Source organism: Leucobacter luti, assembly GCF_019464495.1.
Classification (GTDB): Bacteria; Actinomycetota; Actinomycetes; order Actinomycetales; family Microbacteriaceae; genus Leucobacter; species Leucobacter luti_A.
The window spans coordinates 3,323,690-3,341,803 of the sequence record NZ_CP080492.1; the positions used below are offsets into that span (position 1 = coordinate 3,323,690).

An 18,114-nucleotide genomic window follows, 5' to 3' on the forward strand; every position below is an offset into this window, starting at 1 on the left:
TGGCCTGCCTGGACGCCCCCACTCAGCGGCGCGCCGAGGTGAGCGGCGGGAGCGCGGATGTGTCATGATCTGAGCCATGGGGTTCTTGGTGCACGGCGAACACGAGTATGAGTTTGATGATCGGGTGCTCGCGCACCTCAAGGTCGTGATCGGACAGAAACTCATGCGACACGAGGGGTTCTTCCTGAGCTGGTCGAAGACCCCGGACGAGGGCAGTGGCCGGATCTCGCTCTGGCTATCGCCTGCTTCGACCCTCGCCTTCCGGTTCGGCGGGAGCAAGCCGCCTGAGATCAACATGCTCTGGCTCAAAGTGCTGTCGGCTCGCTCGCACGCGTCCCGCGGCCTCGTCGTGATCACAGAGGACGAAGCCGAGAGCTTCGCGCGGAACAACCCGGATCTCCTCTAGCTAGGTCCGCGGGCGGGAAGCGAGCCCACGGAGCCCGTCGCTGACTGCGCCGTCGACGACTGCGCCAGCCGACGTCGACGCCCGCACACGTCGATGCCCGCACACGACAACGCCCGCACTGCTCGGCCGGAACCGGGCAATGCGGGCGCGTCACACGTGTCAGACCACGCGCGCAAAGTTACTGCGCGCGGCGCTTTCCGCCTGTGAGCAGGCCGAAGATCAACAGCACGATAATCGAGCCGCCAATTGCGAGCAGCCAGGTGGAGAGCGACCAAAACGCTCCGAGGTCGGCACCGAAGATCAAGCCGCCGAGCCAGCCGCCGAGCATTGCCCCGACGACACCGAGCAGAAGCGTCATAAACCAGCCACCACCGTGCTCTCCGGGAAGGATTGCCTTCGCAATCGCACCAGCGATCAATCCGAGTATCAGAAAAGCGATGAAACTCATGAGTCCCGCTCCTTTCGGCCGGGCGAACCTCGCCCAGCGTGACACCGAGACTAGTAGTGATTCCAAGCCAGCGGGAGGGGCTTGCGAACCCCACCATAGGTGCGGTAAGGCCTGATCAGGGCGTCTCGCGCCGGGGGCGAAGCTCCCAAGCTGATCAGGGAGACCGAGCAGCCGGCTCATCTCAGCAGAAGTGACCGCGGATTCTCCGACGGATCGCGGATCGCGGATCCCGGATCGCGGATCCCGAATCCCAAAACGCCAGGACGCTGCACGGTTGCCAGTTTTGTATCGCGCCGGCTGCGATCACCGTCTGATAGCTCGCGCGGCAAGATTCCCGCCCGTCGATCGCGTTGTCGAGGTGCACCACATACGCGGAGGTTCCGGCGATCGCACGCGCGATCGGCGCGAGCGACCCGATCGTGCGGAAACCGGAATCACCGCCGTGTATGCGAGCATGCGAGCGAATGGGGTGGGTGTAGACGCCCCGGGGCGCCAACTGGCCGAGCGGGATCTGCGTCGGCCAACTGCTCCGCCAGACACGCTGACAGCGTCACGTGGCCTTGTAGCCGGACTTTGCAGGGTGTGCTGCTCGAGCGCAGGTAAGGAGCGCGAAGTCTCGGAACAGTCCCACGTAGGGCTCAGCTGGTGAACGCGATGTTCTGTGGATCTGCCGGGTCGACCGCCACCCCATGGGTGGTTCCGGTGGCGTACCTTGCCAGGACCTGAGCGGCGACCATCTCGTGTCTACTCACGAGGTATGGTGTCTGCCCCGGGAGCGTTACCTCAACGTCGAGCTGGAACCAGGGGTTCCCCGAGATCTGCTCTCCGGTATCCACTGCGGCAAGGATCACGCTCGTCCCCGGGCGCCCCACGGCGATGATGCGGCGGAGCTCCTGACCATACGCGGCCAAGAGTTCGCGGTCCGCGTGCGTCTGTTCGCTCAGCTGGTCGGTGTTGGCGATCGTCGCCCGGGATCCGTCCGGATCCCCAGTACCCGTGGGCTGCTGCGCAGCGGGCGCTTGCTCGGCCTGCGCTTGTGCGGACTGAACTTGCTCGGCCTGCGCCTGGTCGTTCTGCGCTTGCTCGGCTTGCGCTTGGATGGCGAACTCAGCGGCCGCCGCACGGGCAGTTCCGCTCCCTCCGCGCACGTTGTTGTCCCGATCGAACAGCCCCATGGTGGTCTCCATCCCCGCCGCAGCGGTGATCCCGCCGCTACATCGCTCGGTTGCGTGCGATCAGCCTAACCGCGTGCAGCGGGGCCCGCGAGGAAAACCGGGTGGGAAGAAGCTGACCGGAGCTCACCGGAGCTCACCGGAGCTCACGCGGAGCTCACCGGAGCCCACTCGGTACCCGTCTCTCCCGCAGCACCCTCGGAGGCGGCGACGGCGACGGAGACGGAAACGGAGAAGGCGAAGGCGAAGGCCATGGCGATCGCGATGGCTACGGCAGCCGGGACCAATCGACGGCAGCTTCCGCGCCGCGTACGGTCTCAAACCACGTCGCAATACGCAGCAACCGGTCATCGCTCCCGATCGGGGCGGCAACCTGCAGGCCGATCGTGCGACCGTCCTCTTGGATTCCGGCGCCAATGGAGAGCGCAGGCTGGCCGGACATGTTGTACGGCGCGGTGAACGAGATGTGTCCCATGGTCTGCAGTGGATCCAGGATTGGCATCGGATCCTCTGCCGGGAACGCTGCAACCGGCGTGACCGGGGAAAGCACGAGGTCATATGGGGCGGTCGCTGCGCGCGTCAGGCGGGCCATCTCGTCCATCATCCCTCGGTTGCGCACGGTCTCTGCCGCCGAGAAGTCGGCGCCGGCCCTGCACCACTCAACGATGAACGGCAGCACCACTGCCTGTTCAGCCGGGGTCAGCGCCGAGTAGTCGGCGAAGGATCGGCTCCGCCAGAAACCCACAATGCCGTCCAGCACCTCCGGTCCGATGAACGGGGCGAGCGGCTCGACAATGGCTCCCGCCTCTGCGAACAGCTCGGCAGCGTGCTCGATCGCGGCGCGAGTCTCAGGCTCAACGGGGAGGCCGGATCCTGCATCGAGCTGCAGCGCAACGCGCATCCCTGTGGGAGCGAGCGCCTCGGTCGACCACTCCATGCCGGCATAGGCGCGAGTCAGATAGTCGCGCGGATCCGGTTGCGCGATGACCGCCATCAGTCGCACGGAGTCGGCTGCGGTGCGCGTGAGCGGGCCTGCGGCGCGACCTGTGTACGGCACATCGAGTGGGATCAGTCCCTCGCTCGGTTTCAGCGCAGTGAGTCCCTGCCATGATCCCGGGAGCCGGATCGAGCCGCCGATGTCAGTGCCGACGTGCAGCGGACCATAGCCAGCCGCCGCGGCAGCTCCGGCACCCGCACTGGAGCCGCCGGAGGTGTGTGCGGGGTTGAGCCCGCCGCGGGTGATTCCGTGGAGGCTGGAAACTCCCGAGGAGAGCATGCCCCAGTCGGGCATCGTCGTCGAGCCAATGATGACGGCCCCAGCTTCGAGCAGCCTGTCGGTGGTCGGCGCGTTCTGCGCAGCCATTGGCGGGTTCGGGATCGCGGTGCCCGCGGGCTTGGGCTGGCCTGCGCGAGCAATGTTCTCCTTGACCGTGACCGGAACACCGTCGAGCGGTCCGCGCGCGCTCCCGGTCGCCCAGCGCTCCGTGGCAGCGTCCGCATCCGCGCGCACCTGCGCCGCATCGAAGAGATACAGTGCGTTGAGTTCGGGCTCACGTGCCTCGATCCGCGCAATGACGTCCTCAGCCACGGCGCGGGGCGTGAACGCGCCGGCCGCGTAGCCTGCCGCCAGCGCGCCCGCGTCGAGATCGGCGAGGCGCGGTTCGGTCGCGGATGCTGTGGGGGTGGCGGCGTGATCAGTCACGGCGGGATCCTTTCGAACAGTGAAGGGGAGAGCGGGTGAGCGAGGCCGCGCGCGGCAGCGCTCGATCAGAAGGCGTGCTGCAACTCCTGGCGCAGCGTCAGCGACGAGGCAATGAGGCGCTGCGTGTAGGGGTGCTGCGGGTCGCGATAGACCGATTCCGTGTCTCCGGCCTCCACAATTTCGCCGGATTGCATCACGATCACGGAATCACACAGGTGTCGCACGACGTTGAGATCATGCGAGACGAAGACGAGTGTGAGGCCATACTCATCAACAAGATCGGCGAGCAGATTCAGCACCTGGGCTCGCACCGAGACGTCGAGCGCGCTGACCGGCTCGTCTGCGACCACCACCTGCGGGCGGCAGATCAGGGCGCGCGCGATCGAGATTCGCTGTCGCTGACCGCCGGAGAACTGATGCGGGAAGCGCTCTGCGGCCGAGGCCGGAAGCCCGACCGCCTCAAGCATCTCCGCGACGAGCCGTGAGCGATCCGCTGCGGTCTCGTTTCTGCCGCGTACGAGCAGCGGCTCTGCGATGATCTGTTCCACCGTCATTCGCGGGTCGAGCGATCCCATCGGGTCCTGGAACACGATCTGTAGCTGCTGGCGCAGCTGGCGCAACTGACTCTCCTTCGCCCCGGCCACCTCATTGCCCGCGACGATGGCACTGCCGGAGGTCGGCTGGTCGAGTCCGGCCAGGATGCGTAGGAGGGTCGACTTGCCGGATCCCGACTCGCCGACCACGCCCAGCCTGCCACCGCGTGGCACCTCGAAAGAGATGCCTCTGAGGGCATACACCTCGGGGGCTGGCTTGAAGAGGCTCGTCTTGCTGCGGGTGTAGGTGCGCACCAGGTCAGTGACCTGCATGACGGGTTCGGCAACCCCGCAGCAGCACTTGGCTCAGCATCGCGCACCGCCGCGCCCGCCTCCGGCTCTCCAGCAGCTGCCCGAGCCGACGCCTCAGCGGCTGTCTGAGCAGCAGCCTCCGCCGCCGCACGCTCAGCTGCCGCAGCCTCAGCGGCGAGCTGCTCGCGGGTCGGCGGCACATACTCCTTGGCGCTGGCCACGGTGAACAATCGGCCATCGGCATCCGTCGCGTCGAGATCGCTGGCGGCAAGCAGCCCGCGAGTATACGGGTGTTGCGGCCGCGTGAACACCTCCTCAGTGGTGCCTTCCTCGACCACGATGCCGTCGTTCATGACGAGAACGCGCGTGCACATGTTCGCCACCACCGCGAGATCGTGGGTGATGAACAACAGTCCGGTGTTGCGCTGCTTCACAAGCTCGAGAATGAGATCGAGCACCTGGCGTTGCACCGTGACGTCGAGCGCAGTGGTCGGCTCATCGCACAGCAACAGGCCGGGGTCGTTTGCAAGCGCCATCGCGAGCATGACGCGCTGCCGCTGACCGCCCGACAGCTGATGCGGATAGGCTCGCGCGGCCTGACCCGGATCAGGCAGGTGCACCGCGTCGAGCATTTCGACGGCACGGCGGTTTGCCTCTGCACGATTCGGTGCAAGCTTGTGCTGCAACATGATCTCCGCTACCTGCGCACCGACCCGCATGAGCGGGTTGAGCGCGGTCAGGGGCTCCTGGAACACCATCGCCATGTCGCGGCCGCGGATCCGCATCAGATCGGATTCTGCTGCCGTCAGCAGGTTCCCGGTGGGAGCACCGGGGCGGCCTGTGTTGAGCTCGACGGAGCCCGTTGCGGAGACCCCAGCTGGGAGCAGGCCCAGCAGGGCGGTGGTGGTCATGGACTTGCCGGATCCGGATTCGCCGATCAGGCCGATCCGCTCTCCGTGAGCCATGTGAAGCGAGAAGTTGTGTACCAGGGCGCGATGCGGAGTGCGCACCGTCAGACCATCAACTGCGAGCAGCGGGCGGTCGCCGGTCTGGGGAGTGAGAGGTGAGGTCGTCATCAGCCGCGGTTTCCATTCAGCTTCGGGTCGAATCGGTCACGGAGGCCATCGCCGAGCAGGTTGAAGCCCATCACGGCGATCGCAATCGCGAGACCGGGGAAGATGGCGAGCAGCGGGTGCGTGCCGAGGAACTGCTGAGACTCCTGGAGCATGCGGCCCCACGATGGCGTCGGTGGCGGCGTGCCCAGGCCGAGGAAGCTCAGCCCAGCTTCAGCCAGCACGGCGAGTGCGAACGACACCGAGCACTGCACCACGACGATGCCCAGAATGTTCGGGAACACGTGCCTGAGAGCGATCCGGAACCGGGACTGGCTCGCCGCACGTGCCGCGAGCACGTATTCAGTGCTCATGACCTGCAGCGTGCCTGAGCGCGCAACGCGTGCGAAACCAGGGATCGTGGCGATCCCGATCGCGACCATCGCTGTGAGCGTCGACGCACCAAACACCGCGCTGAACATGATCGCGAGCAGCAGAGCGGGAAACGCGAGCGCGATATCCGAGGTTCGCATGATGACTTCTTCGATCCAGCCGCCGCGGATCCCGGCGAGGATCCCGAGTGGCGTGCCGATCAGGATAGCGATGCCAACGGAGACGATGCCGACGAAGAGGGTGATCCGCGCGCCGAACAGCATCGCGGAGAACACATCGCGTCCGTAGCGGTCGGTGCCCATCCAGTGGTCGCCGCTCGGGCCCTGCAATCGGTCCGCCGCGATCGCCTGCACAGGATCGTACGGCGTCCACACGAACGAGATGAGTGCGGCAGCGGTGACGAGACCAACCAGCACGAGGCCGATGATCAGCGTCGGAGAGAGCCGGCTCCGCTTGCGCGGAGCGCGCGGGGCGGAGATGGCGGTGGTGCGCGGTGCCTGCACCGGGGGCGTTGGAACGTTCTGCGTGGTCATGATTACGCGCTCTTTCGCATCCGGGGGTCAACGATTGTGTACAGCACGTCGACCACGAGGTTCAAGACCAGGGTGATGGCGACGAGCACCATCACGACGGACTGGACGGTGAGGAGATCTCGGTTGCCGACTGCGTCGAGCAGCATCGAGCCGAGACCGGGGATCACGAACACGCGCTCGATGACGACGGCGCCGATGATCAGGGCAGCAATCTGGACGCCGGTCACGGTGATGACCGGGATCGCCGCGTTGCGGAGGCCGTGCTTCACGAGAGCGCCCATTTTGCTGAGCCCCTTCGCGCGGGCCGTGCGGAGGTAGTCCTCGCTCATGATTTCGAGCACTGCCGAGCGCACGTAGCGCGTGAGGATCGCACCCTGCACGGAGGCGAGCGCGAGCACGGGAAGGATGAGGCGGCGCAGGAAGTCACCGAAGTCTTCGCCAGGTGGTGTCCAGCCGCTCGCGGGGAGCCATCCGAGCCCCACGGCAAAGATCAGTACGAGCAGGATCGCAGCCAGGAAGCCGGGGATCGCGACGCCAAGTTGGGAGCCGGCGCCGATGAGTACACCGGACAGATTGCGGTGTTTTACCGCGGCCCAGGTGCCGAGCGGGATCGCGATCGCGAGAGCGACGATCATCGCGGCGATCACGAGGATCAGACTGACCTGCAAGCGATCTGCGACGAGCGGGCTGATGTCGGTGCGTGTGACGTAGGAAACGCCGAAGTCACCGCGCAGCAAGCCGCCTGCCCAGTCGAAGTACTGCACGATCAGCGGGCGATCCGTGCCGAACTCCTTTCGGGTCTGCTCAAGCAGCTCAGGAGTGGCATTGACGCCGAGCGCGATCTGCGCCGGATCCCCAGGGATCAGGCGCATAAAGAGGAACACGACGACGGTCGCGACCAGATAGGTCACCGCGAAGCGGGCGAGGTTAATCAAAATCCGTATGGCCATGCGTGGTCCTCGGGGTGTGAGACGGGCAGTGCGGGCGCGGGCCAGTCAGGCCCGCGCCTGCGTGATGCAGGAGGGGTGTGGCCCCGTTACTTCCAGCTCAGCTGGGTGAGGTTGAGCGCTTCAATGATCGCGTTTTCCGGCAGACCCTGCAGCTCGGCCTTGGAGACCGTGATGTTCGGGAACAGGAACAGCACGCCGGTGGCGGCGTCGTCGACGATCTGCTGGGCAACCTGCTTCATGCCTGAGACGTAGCCCGCCTCATCAGCGGCGTCAGCCTCAGCGGCGATCGGTGCGATCTTCGTGTTGTCGTACCCGATGTAGTAGTTCGGGTCGTTGAACACCGTGAGCAGGTCGCGGGCCTCGGTCGCGAGCACCGTGGTCATCTGGTAGTTGTGGTTGGTGAAGACCTCGTCGAGCCAGACTGCGGGGAACTCGGAGCTCTTGATCGTGGCAGTGATCCCGACGTCCTTGAGCTGCGAGACGACGATCTCGGAGACGGCCTGTGCGTAGGGGCGAGTCGGTACGGTGTACTCGATGCTCAGGTTCTCCTGGCCTGCCTCCTTGAGGAGCTCCTTGGCCTTCTCCGGGTCGTACGGGTACTTGTCATTGAGATCCTCGTAGTACGGATCCGTGGGGGTTGCGTAGGTCGCGACGAGTGAACCGTAGCCGTTCCACGCGGTGTCGAGGATTGCCTGCTTATCGAGCGCGTAGAGCACGGCCTGGCGCACGCGGACATCATCAAACGGTGCGGCCTTGTTGTTGAGCGAGAGAGACACTTCGCCGCTGGAGGTGCCAGTGGTGACGGTGTACTTGTCGTCTGACTCGAAGGTGTCGAGCAGCTCAGGCGCCTGCAGGTTGACGATCGCGTCGATGTCCCCGGTTCGCAGCGCGTTGGTGGTCGCGGTCGCGTCAGCGAAGTACTTCAGCGTGACGGACTCGACGCCCGGTGCCTCACCCCAGTAGTCGTCGCGGGTATCGAGCACGATCTTGTCGTTCGCGGTGAACGTCTCGACGGCATACGGGCCCGTGCCGACGGGCGCGTTCGCGAGGTCCGCGATGCCATCGGGGGAGAAGATAGCGCCAACCGGCGTCGCGAGGCTGAACAGCCAGGCGTTCGACGGCTGCGTGAGCGTCACGGCAACCTCGGTGTCTGAGATCACGTCGACGCTCGCGACGACGTCCATCTTCGACTTGAGGCTGGAGACCCAGTCGGTCTTGACTCGGTCGAAGCTGAACTTGACGTCGTCGGCGGTGAACTCGTCGCCGTTCGAGAAGGTGACTCCCTCTTCGAGGGTGAAGGTGTAGGTCTTGCGATCGTCGCTGACCTTCCAGCTCTTGGCCAGCAGTGGCTGGATCTCACCCGACTGGTCGAGCTGCACGAGGCCTTCGTAGACGTTCGACATCATGGCCTGCGGGATTGCGGATCCTGCGGTCGTGGTGAAGTCGAGGTTCACGGGGGCGCCGGTGAGCGCGATCGTCGCGGTGGTCGGCGTCGATCCGGACCCTGCATCGCCGCTGCCGGCGGAGCCCGCGGAGCAGCCCGCAAGGGCGAGGGTACCGGCGGCGATGAGGGCCGCGGTGAGGGTCAGGGAATTCCTGCGTCGCATCGTTGCTTCCTGTTCGGGGTAGGGCGTTGGCGCTAGTGCCTCGGCTCGTTCATTCTGTGGGGACGGGCGGGGTGTGCTCGTCTCCGTGACCGGGGGGTGCTGTGACACCTTCCTGTAATCATCCTTGATATTTCGTTCCGAATCACGGGGTTCGAACCAGGATACATGGTAAGGCCACTTAATGGGGCACTAGACTGTGGTCAATTCCGGCCCGGGATGGGACGGGGCGCTCGCGTCCACCAACAGTAGGAAAGACCCTCAGTTGACGAACACCCATAGCTTTTCGCCTGCGGTGCCTGTGCACACGTACCAGCGCATCGTCGAGCAAATCGAACAGGCGATCCTCTCAGGAGACATCCCCATCGGCTCACAGCTCGCCAGTGAGCGCGACCTCATGGTGCAGTTCAGTGTGAGCAGACCGACGGTGCGAGAAGCGCTCCGGGTGCTGCAATCGATGGGGCTCATCGAGTCGAAGCCGGGCACGCGCGGCGGCCCACTCGTGCTCGCACCGTCGTCGAAGACGCTCGGGCGTTCCTTCCGCACCATGATCGGCACAGACGCGCTGAGTGTGGCCGAACTGGTGCAGTATCGCGTGATCCTTGAAGGTTCAGCGTCGAAGCTGGCCGCGCAGCGGCACACGGCGGCGCAACTGGAGCGTATGCGCGCGGCCGTTCAGCGAATGCAGGCGGAAGCCGAGACGAACGACGCTGACTTCGCGTCCGCCGACCTCGAGTTCCACGAGGCCGTGTGGGCTGCCAGCGGAAACCAGATCCTGGAAATGAGCGGGCAGGCCGTCTCCGGGGTACTGCGCGGCATGATGCAGCGCGACGCTGAAGGCGAGCACCACGACAACCGCGTGAAGCTCGCCTCGGCGCAGATCGACCGGGGGCTCTTTGACGCGATCAGTGCGCGGGATGCGCAGACCGCGGGAAGAATAGCGCGCGGCGCTGTCGCCGAGCGATTTGGCCCTCTGCTCGAAGCCGCGGATCGTGCGGCGCTCGAATTGCTCGCGGAGTAGCTGCCGGCCTCTGTGTGGTGAGCACTACCCCTGCGGGGTGGCCGCAGCTCACTTGGGGAGCCATCGGCTCCTACGAGGTGACCGCAGTTCCTCCGGTGATCCTCGGCTCCTGCGGGGAGTATCGGGGCTGCGGCGCTAGGAGCGACAGTTGGTGCACTTGCCTGCTTCGTTCATGAGGTAGCGGCACACAGGGCAGGGCTTGCGGAGCCACGAGGACTCGGCGAGGCGGCCGCCACGAGCTCGGCGCGGCGTGCCGGCGCTGCCGGGTGTCGGCTGCCCATGTTCAGGCAACCACACCCACCAGGTGCCAGGACGGGTCTCGCTCTCGTACGCCACCTTGGCGTCGGTCATGCGGAGTGCTTCGGCCTCGGAGGTGTAGCCGCCGATGTACCCGCGGTACAGGCGAATGTCCGGCTGCTTGTTTGCGCGTGTGATCTTCACGTAGGAGACGAGCTCGGTGATGTCGAGACGCTCAACCTGATCGAGTGCAGCAACGATGAAGTCCCGGTTCTCGACCGGAATGCGCCGCTCGCGAAACATATCGCTGTACGAAGTGAAACTGCGACGTGTGGGGGCAGTGGTGCTCAAGTGGTCGTTCCGATCCTGGCAGCGGGGCCGCCGTACTGAGAGAGAAAGTGCTGCGGGTTGTTCCGAGAGCCCGTGTGAATGCGCGTGTGGCGGTTCGCGGCAAGGCGAGATCCCGCGTGGTGCGGGAGTCGGCTGCGCAGCTTGTCCCGTGAATGAGGTGAAGTGGGCGGTCGGTGATCTGCTGATGTGATCTGCCCTGCTGGCGAATCCTTCTGCTCATCATAGCTCGGCCGCTTGCGCGCGGGATGTTCGCGCCGTGTTCGGCCACGAGGGAACGGGGCTCCCACGAGGGAGCGGGGTTCTTCCCGTGATTGAGGCATGCCGTCGTGACAACCCCATTCCCTCGTCGCGCGGGGGTCTGCTAGGCGGCGCGGGGGCGGCGAGCCGCGACGACGGCGAGCACGCCACAGGCCGCGGCCGCGGCGAGTGCAAACGCGAACACGGCTGGCGCGAGTCCGATCCGCTCGGTGAGGAATCCGAGGGTGAGCACGGGGATGGCGCTGCCGAGATAGGTCACGGTGTAGATCGCGCTCACTGTTGAGGCGTGGTGTGCCGGATCAACCGCCGCGGTCGCCGCGGTGAACGCCGCCTGGAACGCGATCCCCTGGCCGATACCAGCGAGGAGGCTCGCGGCGATCAAGAGCGCGGGGCTGCCGAGTGGACCCGCGGCTGCGAGCCCGAGCAAGGCGAGAGCGAGCGTGCCGAGGCCGACGGGGAGCCGCCAGGCGCCGGTGAGGGGAGAAGCTGTGTGAGCGCAGAGGCGCCCAGCGTAAGTGCAGCGAGCAGGCCAATCAGTGGCCTCGAATCAGTGTGCACGATGCTCGCGAAGTGCGAGGGCGCGAGCGAGAGGCAGAAGCCAAACACCGTAAAGCTGAGGAAGCCGGTAGCAGCCGCAATCCGGAATGCGCGGAGCGCAGCGGGTGACTGCCGGCCACTGCGGCGATCCGAACGGTCAAGTCGCGGAGGCGCATCAGCGAGCGCGATCGAGGACGGCAACCGTACCGGGCGGCACAGTTCGTGCGGCGCGAGCAGCAGGATGGCGGGGATCAGGGCGAGCAGGGCGGTGGCGAGCGACACGAACGGGGTCACCAGCGGGGCGCTGCCCTGAGAGAGTAGTCCGCCGATCACCGGTCCCGCAGCAACCCCGCCCGAACTGGCCAAGAGAGTGAGACGGCCCACGAGTGCCGGGCGACCAGGGAGCAGCGCGCGCAATGCGCCGGACGCGGTGCCGGTAGCGCAGGCAATGGCAGCGCCCTGGGCGGCACGTGCGACGCAGAACCAGCCGAGATCGGGGGCGAACGCGAGGCCGGCGGTGCCGAGCGCGGTCACAGCGAGCGCGGTCACGAGCACGGTGCGGCGATTTACGGTGTCGGCGAAGCGCCGGAAGATGAGGAGCCCAACAATGAGGCTGAGTACATAGCTCGAAAAAGCGAGCGTCGTGCCGAGTGCCGTGATCCCGAGCCGCTGTTCGAGGAGCGGAAACAGGGGAGTGGCGAGGTTCGCGCTGACGAGCAGAGTGAACAGTGTCAGGGCGGTCAGTGCGATGCGTATCCGGGGGCGAACCTGGGTGGGGTCAACCGGGGCAACAACGGGGCGCGCGTGGGTACGAGCGACGCTCATGGCGTTCTCCTTGGTATGGGCGTGCCCTTGTGGGGCGTGTCCTGCCGCGCTCGCCGGGTGTGGCGGTTGCGGTGATCTAACGAGTATACGAAACGCACTGACCGCGTCCTGCATCACAATGTATTGAGGGTTGCGCGAATCGTGCAAGCGCATTCATCCGAGTTGTGCAATATGATCAATTTGACTCGATACTAACCAGCAGAAAGCGGGCAAAATGAGTGCTCTTGATGCAACGGATCGTCGGATCCTGCGTGAACTTGACGCGGACGCCCGGATGCCGACCGCGATGATCGCGCACCGGCTCGGGCTTGCCCGTGGCACGGTTCAGGCCCGCCTCGAGAAGCTCTCCGCCTCCGGAGCGCTCCGACTGCACAGCGCGAGGGTGTCTCCGGCGGCGCTTGGCAGGCCGGTCGGTGCCAGCGTGCAGGTGGAGCTTGATCAGCACCTGATCGCCGAAGCGATCACTGCGCTCGCGAACATCCCGGAGGTGCTCGAGTGCTTCGCTCCAGCGGGCAGCACTGACCTGCTGCTCAGAGTGGTGGCACAAAGCCCGGACGATCTCTACCGGGTCAGCGAGGAGATCCGGCTCTGCCCCGGCATTAATCGCACCTCAACGAGCCTGTTCCTGCGCGAGGTGATTCCGTATCGAGTCACCGGACTGCTCGCCGAAGAGTAGTTCGTGGGGCCTGCCGAGCTCGCGCAGGAGATTCGAGCTCACACGGGGCGGAGCGCCGAAACGATCCTGTATGGGCTCGGATCTCCTGCGCGAGTTCGAGTGCTGGGTGCGGCACACGAGGTGAAGTGGGCAAGCAGGATCAGGATCAGGATCAGGATCAGTGTGACCAGGTTCGGCAGCTCAGGGGCTTGGTGGCTCGGCGACTTGGCAGCGTGCCGCAACTGAGCCCGGCTCGGTGGGGCCTTGAGGGGGCTCGCAATGCCCAGCTCAGTACGGCTCAGTCAGTCTGGACCCAGTTGGCCACGCAAGCACGGTCTAGCCAAGCCAAGCCCGGCCAAGCCCGGCCAAGCCCGGCCAAGCCCAGCCCGGCCCAGCAGCGCCCAGCCCGGCCCAGCAGCGCCCAGCCAAGTCCAGCAGTGCCCGTCCCGCTCGGCGGTGCGAGAGCCGGCGGCTACTCCACGCGCGAGCGGTCGACGACGCGACCGCCGCCGAACGCGATCCCGCGCAGGAATCCAGTGCCCCAACTCAGATGCATCGTCACGAGGGTCACCGCGGTGAGGAGCCGGTCACGGAGCCCCCGCTGCTCAGGGATTCGAATGACGGCCAGCAGGATCCCCGCGACGTAGAGTGCGGCAGGCACGAGCAGCACGGGCCACGCAGAGGCCCACGGCAGCACTCCAGCGCAGAGCAGCACGAGGGAGGCCAGGCTCACGGCGAGTCCCAAGACGAGCGCGCCAGGCGCGAAGAATCGCCAGGGGTTTGCGCGGCCATACTTGCGCACGAGCACAGCGCGCCAGGTGCCGGTCGCGAAGAACTGCCGGGCCAGATCGGCAAAGCTTGCTCGCGGCCAGTACGTCACCTGGAGCGCTGGATCGAACCACACGGTGAATCCCGCACGCCTGAGCCGGAGGTTGAGTTCCCAGTCTTCGCCACGCAGAATAGCGCGATCGTAGCCGCCCACCGCCGCAACAGCTTCGCGGCGGAACACGCCGAGATACGCTGACTCGGCAGGCCCCGGGGTGCCATCGCCGTGGTAGGTGCCGCCGCCCAGCCCGAACGGGCTGTTGTATGAGCGCGCGATGGCGCGTTGCACGTCACCGCGACCGGCGGCGCGCATGATCCCGCCAACGTTTGCAATGCCGGGTAGGTCGCTGCGCTGGAGGGCCGCAACAGCGAGCGTGGTGTAGTCCGGGGTCAGTTCCGAGTGCGCGTCGACGCGGACGATCACGGGGTGCGTGCTCGCCGCGATGGCGTGGTTCAAGCCAGCCGGGATATCCCGCTCTGGGTTGTCCACGAGTCGCACCCGTTGGTCCGTAGCCGCCAGTCGCTCAGCGATCTCGGTGGTGCCGTCACTGGACTCGGCGAGCGCAAGGATGATCTCCTTTGCGCCAGGGTACTCCTGAGCGAGGATCGTGTGCACGGCCGATTCGAGGAACTCAGCCTCGTTGAGGACAGGCATAACGTAGCTCACGGCTGGCCGTGCGGAGAGAGGGGGGAGCTGCACGAACCGATCTTCCCACACCCTCACCGGGAGTTCCGGAGTGAGCGACGGTATCCTGGGGGGATGCAACTGGCGAAGGATACGAAGCGCGCGGTGCGCCTGGCGAAACGCGTGCTCAAGGGACGCCGTGCGTTCTTCGAGCTGCGGGCGCAGCTTGCGGATCGTGGGCCGCTGCCCCAACAGCACTATCGAGTGGGTATCTATTTTGCCGATAGTGACGTGAACATCTATCAGATGCGGCAGTGGTATGCCCCGTTGCAGGAGCTTTCGAAGACGCGTCCCGTGCTCGTGCTTGCGCGCAATGCCGCGGGTGCGCTCCAGCTCATGGGAGAGAGTGGCCTCGACGTCGCCTTCGTTCCGAAGGTCACCGACCTGGAGCGAGTGATCGAGGAGCAGCAGCTCGACGTCATCCTCTACGTGAACCAGAACACGCGCAATTTCCAGATGATGCGCTATGGCCATCGCTGGCATGTCTTCGTGAATCACGGTGAGAGCGACAAGATGTACATGACCAGCAATCAGCACAAAGCGTATGACTACGCGCTGGTGGCCGGTGATGCGGCGAAGGCGAGGCTGAAGGCTGCCCTCTGGGATTACGACGTCGATACACGCACGATCGCGATCGGCCGCCCGCAGGCAGACCATCTGAGCGGAACGCCTCCGTTTTCCCCTGACGAACGCACGGTGGTGTTCTACGCGCCCACTTGGGAGGGAGACCGCCCGGCTGCCAGTTACGGGTCCGTCGCCTCCCATGGGGAACGGCTTATCGGGGCGCTGCTTGCCACGGGGCGGCACCGTGTCGTCTACCGTCCGCACCCGCGCAGCGGAGTGGTGGACGCCGAGTTCGGCGCGGCAAACGCACGAATCATTGCGGCTATCGCTGAGGCGAATCGCGCCGATCCGAGTGCGCAGCACGTCTACGATGAATCTCCGGTGCTCGGCTGGCAGTTGAGCCTGCCCGACCTCGCCATCTGTGATATTTCGGCGATGGTGTATGACCGACTTGCTACGGGAAAACCCTTGATAGTGACGCAGCCGGTCGCTCCGGAAGCGGCAGTTGACGAGGGCGGATATTTGAGCGTGTGTGAGTGGCTCACGACCGATGATCTGAGCAATGTCGTGGCTGTCACCGATCGCGTGATCAAAGACGAGGCCGCGCGAGAGCGGCTCGGCGTCTGGTCGGGTCGATACTTCGGAGACACTTCGCCTGGCGCACCGACCCGCAGGTTCCACGAAGCGATCGACGAACTGATTGCTCGCGCCGATACGTGGCGCCAGATCGACGCAGCGCAGTAGCCGGGTCGCTCCCGCACAGGGGAGCCGCTGTCAGGGCAGTGCGTGGATCAGGAAACTCCTCTGGCGCAGGAGACTTCTCTGAGCCGGGAGTTCTGCTCGGATCAGGAAGCCCCTCCGGATCAGGAGCCTTGCCGGGGCAGAAGCCCCTCTGGATCAGGAGCCCTGCCCGGACGAGGAAACCAGACCGGATCAGGGGCCAGACCGGATCGGGAAACCAGACCGGATCAAGAACCTGCCCAGCTCAGGGGACCCCTCCGGGTCGGCAAACCCCTCCGGTTCAGAAACCCCTCCGGATCAAAAGCCCCTCCCGATCCGGAACCCTGTCTGGATCAGATTCGCGGCCCGGCTCGGACACCCCGCGCCGGGAGCGCCATCCGGGGAGCGCCATCCGGGGAGCGTCAACCCCGGAAGCGCTACCCTGCGAGATGAGCGCCTGGGTGGCGCAGCACCTCAGACGCCGCAGCGATACCAGCACGTGCGGCTGCCTCGAACGCTGCGCCGCTGACGTACGCCACGAGAAACCCGGCAGCGAAGTGATCCCCCGCCCCCGTGGTGTCGGTCACCTCGGAAATAGCGGGCACCGGCACTTCGACCTGACCACCCGCTGAGCTGATGACAACCGGTGCGTTGCCGTGCTTTACAACAACGGTGCGCCCAGGCGGAGGATGCGCCCCCTCGAGCGCAAGCAGTGCGGCTTCATCGTCATTTGCGAACACGAGCTGCGGCCCGATTTCGTCGAGGATTGTGTGCACTCGATCTGCGCCGAGCCAGGTGATGAGCCCGGCAGATGAGACGTCGACGCTTACGGGAACCCCGCGCACTGCGGCTTCGGCGCAGAGCGCGCGGAATACGGCGGCTTCTCGGGGGGTCTCGAAGCCGTAGAGCGGCAGATGGAGCCAGGCGACCTCATCGAGCCAGGCTGGATCGAAGGGCTCGATCTCCTTCGCTGTGGCCCGATCGGGCAGCATCGTGCGCTCGCCTTCTCGGTCAATCAGGATCACGATCGTGCCGGTCGAGCCACCCCGCTGAGCGAGAGTTTCCACACCGGCGCGGCCCAGATCCGAGACCAATCGCTCGCCGACCCCGTCGTCGCCGACGCGGGTGAGGAGCCGCGGCTGTCCGCCGTGTGACGCAATGGCGGTCGCGACATTGGCCGCGCTGCCGCCGCGCACTCGGAAGATCTTTGAACGCGTGTCTGTTCCGTGAGCGATGTCGTCATTCGCCCACACAACGATGTCCTCGACGAGATCTCCTGCGACGGCGATCATCGGCGCGGCGCTCATCGCGCTGACGCGCCGGCTGTGCTTGAAGCTTCTGTCGCATTTGGCCCGCTCAGGGCCTGGAGTGCGAGCGCCACTTGGGCTCCGAGATCCACATTCCCGCGGTACGCGACGAGGTTTGCCGCCATGCTTTCGCCACCGGTCGATTTCGTGAAGTAGTCGAGCAAGAACGGTGTTGAATCGTGGCCGTGCACACCCTGCGAGTCGGCAGCCGCGAGGGCTTCGGCGAGCACTCGGTCGTGCAACTCAGGCGACAACTGCAGTTCCGCAGACACGGGATTCGCCACGAGTAGCGTCGAGCGCACGCCGAGTGCATCGCGGGCGGTGGCGATCCGTGCCACCTCGTCTGGGCTGCCGACAGCGTACTCGATGTCGAAGCCAGAATCCGCAACGTAGAATCCGGGGTAATCGGTGGTGCCATACCCGACCACCGAAAGTCCCAGTGTCTCCAGCCGTTCGAGGGTGAGCCCGATGTCGAGAATCGATTTCACGCCGGCACTCACGACGACGAGTGGGAGTTCGGCGAGCGCGCCGAGATCAGCCGACTCGTCGAAGGTGTGTGCTGCACCTCGGTGCACTCCGCCCAGGCCGCCGGTGGAGAACACGCGCACTCCGGCCTGCACCGCGAGATAGGCGGTTGCCGCAACGGTGGTGCCGGCGCTCAATCCCTTTGCCATTGCGATCGGCACGTCGCGCAGACTCGCCTTCACTGCGCGGTCGTCGCGAGACAGCGCGACCAGCTCGTCGGTCGAGAGCCCGACGGTCGGGACGCCGTCGACGAGACCGATTGTGGCGGGGATGACGCCGGCTGCTCGGACGCGCTCCTCGGTCTCCAGCGCGAGTTCCTCGTTCGCCGGTCGAGGGAGTCCGTGTGTGAGGATCGTGGACTCGAGTGCCAGCACCGGGCGCCCATCGCGCACCGCATCGCGGACCTCAGTGGAAACTTGTACGGCTTGTGTCATCTTGATTGCCCTCCATCGCGCAGTTGTTCAAGAGACCTCACTCTAGGGAGCGCACTGGTCTGGAA

16 protein-coding genes and 1 pseudogene are annotated in these 18,114 nt (G+C 65.9%); 4 read left to right on the top strand and 13 right to left on the bottom strand.

From position 1 onward, the window contains the following. Window positions 1-76: 76 nt before the first annotated feature. Window positions 77-406, top strand: coding sequence for a DUF7882 family protein (locus tag K1X41_RS14875; protein WP_132202696.1), 330 nt, complete (start codon window positions 77-79; stop codon window positions 404-406). A gap of 178 nt (window positions 407-584) precedes the next feature. Here K1X41_RS14875 and K1X41_RS14880 read toward each other — a convergent pair whose 3' ends face one another. The 7 genes and pseudogenes from K1X41_RS14880 to K1X41_RS14910 form a co-directional block, all read right to left on the bottom strand. Continuing rightward, window positions 585-854, bottom strand: a complete 270-nt coding sequence (locus K1X41_RS14880; protein ID WP_132202698.1) for a GlsB/YeaQ/YmgE family stress response membrane protein — start codon at window positions 852-854, stop codon at window positions 585-587. Window positions 855-1,492: 638 nt separating this feature from the next. After that, window positions 1,493-2,029 carry a hypothetical protein gene (locus tag K1X41_RS14885; RefSeq protein ID WP_220174977.1) on the bottom strand — a complete coding sequence of 179 codons (537 nt, stop codon included), beginning with the start codon at window positions 2,027-2,029 and terminating at the stop codon, window positions 1,493-1,495. A gap of 265 nt (window positions 2,030-2,294) precedes the next feature. Next, on the bottom strand, window positions 2,295-3,728 hold the full coding sequence (locus tag K1X41_RS14890) for an amidase (RefSeq protein WP_220174978.1): 1,434 nt from the start codon (window positions 3,726-3,728) through the stop codon (window positions 2,295-2,297). 65 nt (window positions 3,729-3,793) lie between these two features. After that, a pseudogene (locus K1X41_RS16245) lies at window positions 3,794-5,649 on the bottom strand (dipeptide ABC transporter ATP-binding protein). Continuing rightward, window positions 5,649-6,551 carry an ABC transporter permease gene (locus K1X41_RS14900; RefSeq protein ID WP_132202706.1) on the bottom strand — a complete coding sequence of 301 codons (903 nt, stop codon included), beginning with the start codon at window positions 6,549-6,551 and terminating at the stop codon, window positions 5,649-5,651. Before K1X41_RS14900 ends, K1X41_RS16245 begins: the two are co-directional and overlap by 1 nt. 2 nt (window positions 6,552-6,553) lie before the next feature. Then, window positions 6,554-7,501, bottom strand: coding sequence for an ABC transporter permease (locus K1X41_RS14905; RefSeq protein ID WP_132202708.1), 948 nt, complete (start codon window positions 7,499-7,501; stop codon window positions 6,554-6,556). Window positions 7,502-7,587: 86 nt separating this feature from the next. Continuing rightward, a complete protein-coding gene (locus tag K1X41_RS14910; protein ID WP_220174979.1) occupies window positions 7,588-9,108 on the bottom strand; it encodes an ABC transporter substrate-binding protein in 1,521 nt (506 codons plus the stop codon). A gap of 262 nt (window positions 9,109-9,370) precedes the next feature. On the opposite strand from K1X41_RS14910, the gene K1X41_RS14915 reads away from it, so the two are divergent. Continuing rightward, a complete protein-coding gene (locus K1X41_RS14915; RefSeq protein ID WP_220174980.1) occupies window positions 9,371-10,126 on the top strand; it encodes a FadR/GntR family transcriptional regulator in 756 nt (251 codons plus the stop codon). A 135-nt stretch (window positions 10,127-10,261) separates the two neighbouring features. Here the strand turns inward: K1X41_RS14915 and K1X41_RS14920 are convergent, their stop codons facing one another. The 3 genes from K1X41_RS14920 to K1X41_RS14930 form a co-directional block, all read right to left on the bottom strand. Further along, complete coding sequence (locus tag K1X41_RS14920; RefSeq protein ID WP_133616916.1) at window positions 10,262-10,714, bottom strand: hypothetical protein; 453 nt, start codon at window positions 10,712-10,714, stop codon at window positions 10,262-10,264. 361 nt (window positions 10,715-11,075) lie between these two features. Next, entirely contained in the window at window positions 11,076-11,354 is a 279-nt protein-coding gene (locus tag K1X41_RS14925; RefSeq protein WP_220174981.1) for a hypothetical protein, read from the bottom strand. After that, window positions 11,351-12,334 carry an MFS transporter gene (locus K1X41_RS14930; RefSeq protein ID WP_220174982.1) on the bottom strand — a complete coding sequence of 328 codons (984 nt, stop codon included), beginning with the start codon at window positions 12,332-12,334 and terminating at the stop codon, window positions 11,351-11,353. The genes K1X41_RS14925 and K1X41_RS14930 overlap by 4 nt, the downstream gene beginning before the upstream one ends. Before the next feature lie 214 nt (window positions 12,335-12,548). On the opposite strand from K1X41_RS14930, the gene K1X41_RS14935 reads away from it, so the two are divergent. Continuing rightward, a complete protein-coding gene (locus tag K1X41_RS14935; protein ID WP_133616914.1) occupies window positions 12,549-13,010 on the top strand; it encodes an Lrp/AsnC family transcriptional regulator in 462 nt (153 codons plus the stop codon). A gap of 451 nt (window positions 13,011-13,461) precedes the next feature. Here the strand turns inward: K1X41_RS14935 and K1X41_RS14940 are convergent, their stop codons facing one another. Then, window positions 13,462-14,514 (bottom strand): glycosyltransferase family 2 protein, encoded by a 1,053-nt coding sequence (locus tag K1X41_RS14940; protein WP_258566579.1) that lies wholly within the window; start codon window positions 14,512-14,514, stop codon window positions 13,462-13,464. A 60-nt stretch (window positions 14,515-14,574) separates the two neighbouring features. Between K1X41_RS14940 and K1X41_RS14945 the strand changes: the two genes are divergently transcribed. Beyond that, on the top strand, window positions 14,575-15,807 hold the full coding sequence (locus K1X41_RS14945; RefSeq protein WP_220174983.1) for a CDP-glycerol glycerophosphotransferase family protein: 1,233 nt from the start codon (window positions 14,575-14,577) through the stop codon (window positions 15,805-15,807). A 413-nt stretch (window positions 15,808-16,220) separates the two neighbouring features. On the opposite strand, the gene K1X41_RS14950 is transcribed toward K1X41_RS14945, so the two are convergent. Together K1X41_RS14950 and K1X41_RS14955 are read right to left on the bottom strand one after the other, a co-directional pair. Beyond that, window positions 16,221-17,075 carry a carbohydrate kinase family protein gene (locus K1X41_RS14950; RefSeq protein WP_220174984.1) on the bottom strand — a complete coding sequence of 285 codons (855 nt, stop codon included), beginning with the start codon at window positions 17,073-17,075 and terminating at the stop codon, window positions 16,221-16,223. 11 nt (window positions 17,076-17,086) lie between these two features. Continuing rightward, a complete protein-coding gene (locus K1X41_RS14955; protein ID WP_220174985.1) occupies window positions 17,087-18,049 on the bottom strand; it encodes a pseudouridine-5'-phosphate glycosidase in 963 nt (320 codons plus the stop codon). Window positions 18,050-18,114 lie beyond the last annotated feature (65 nt).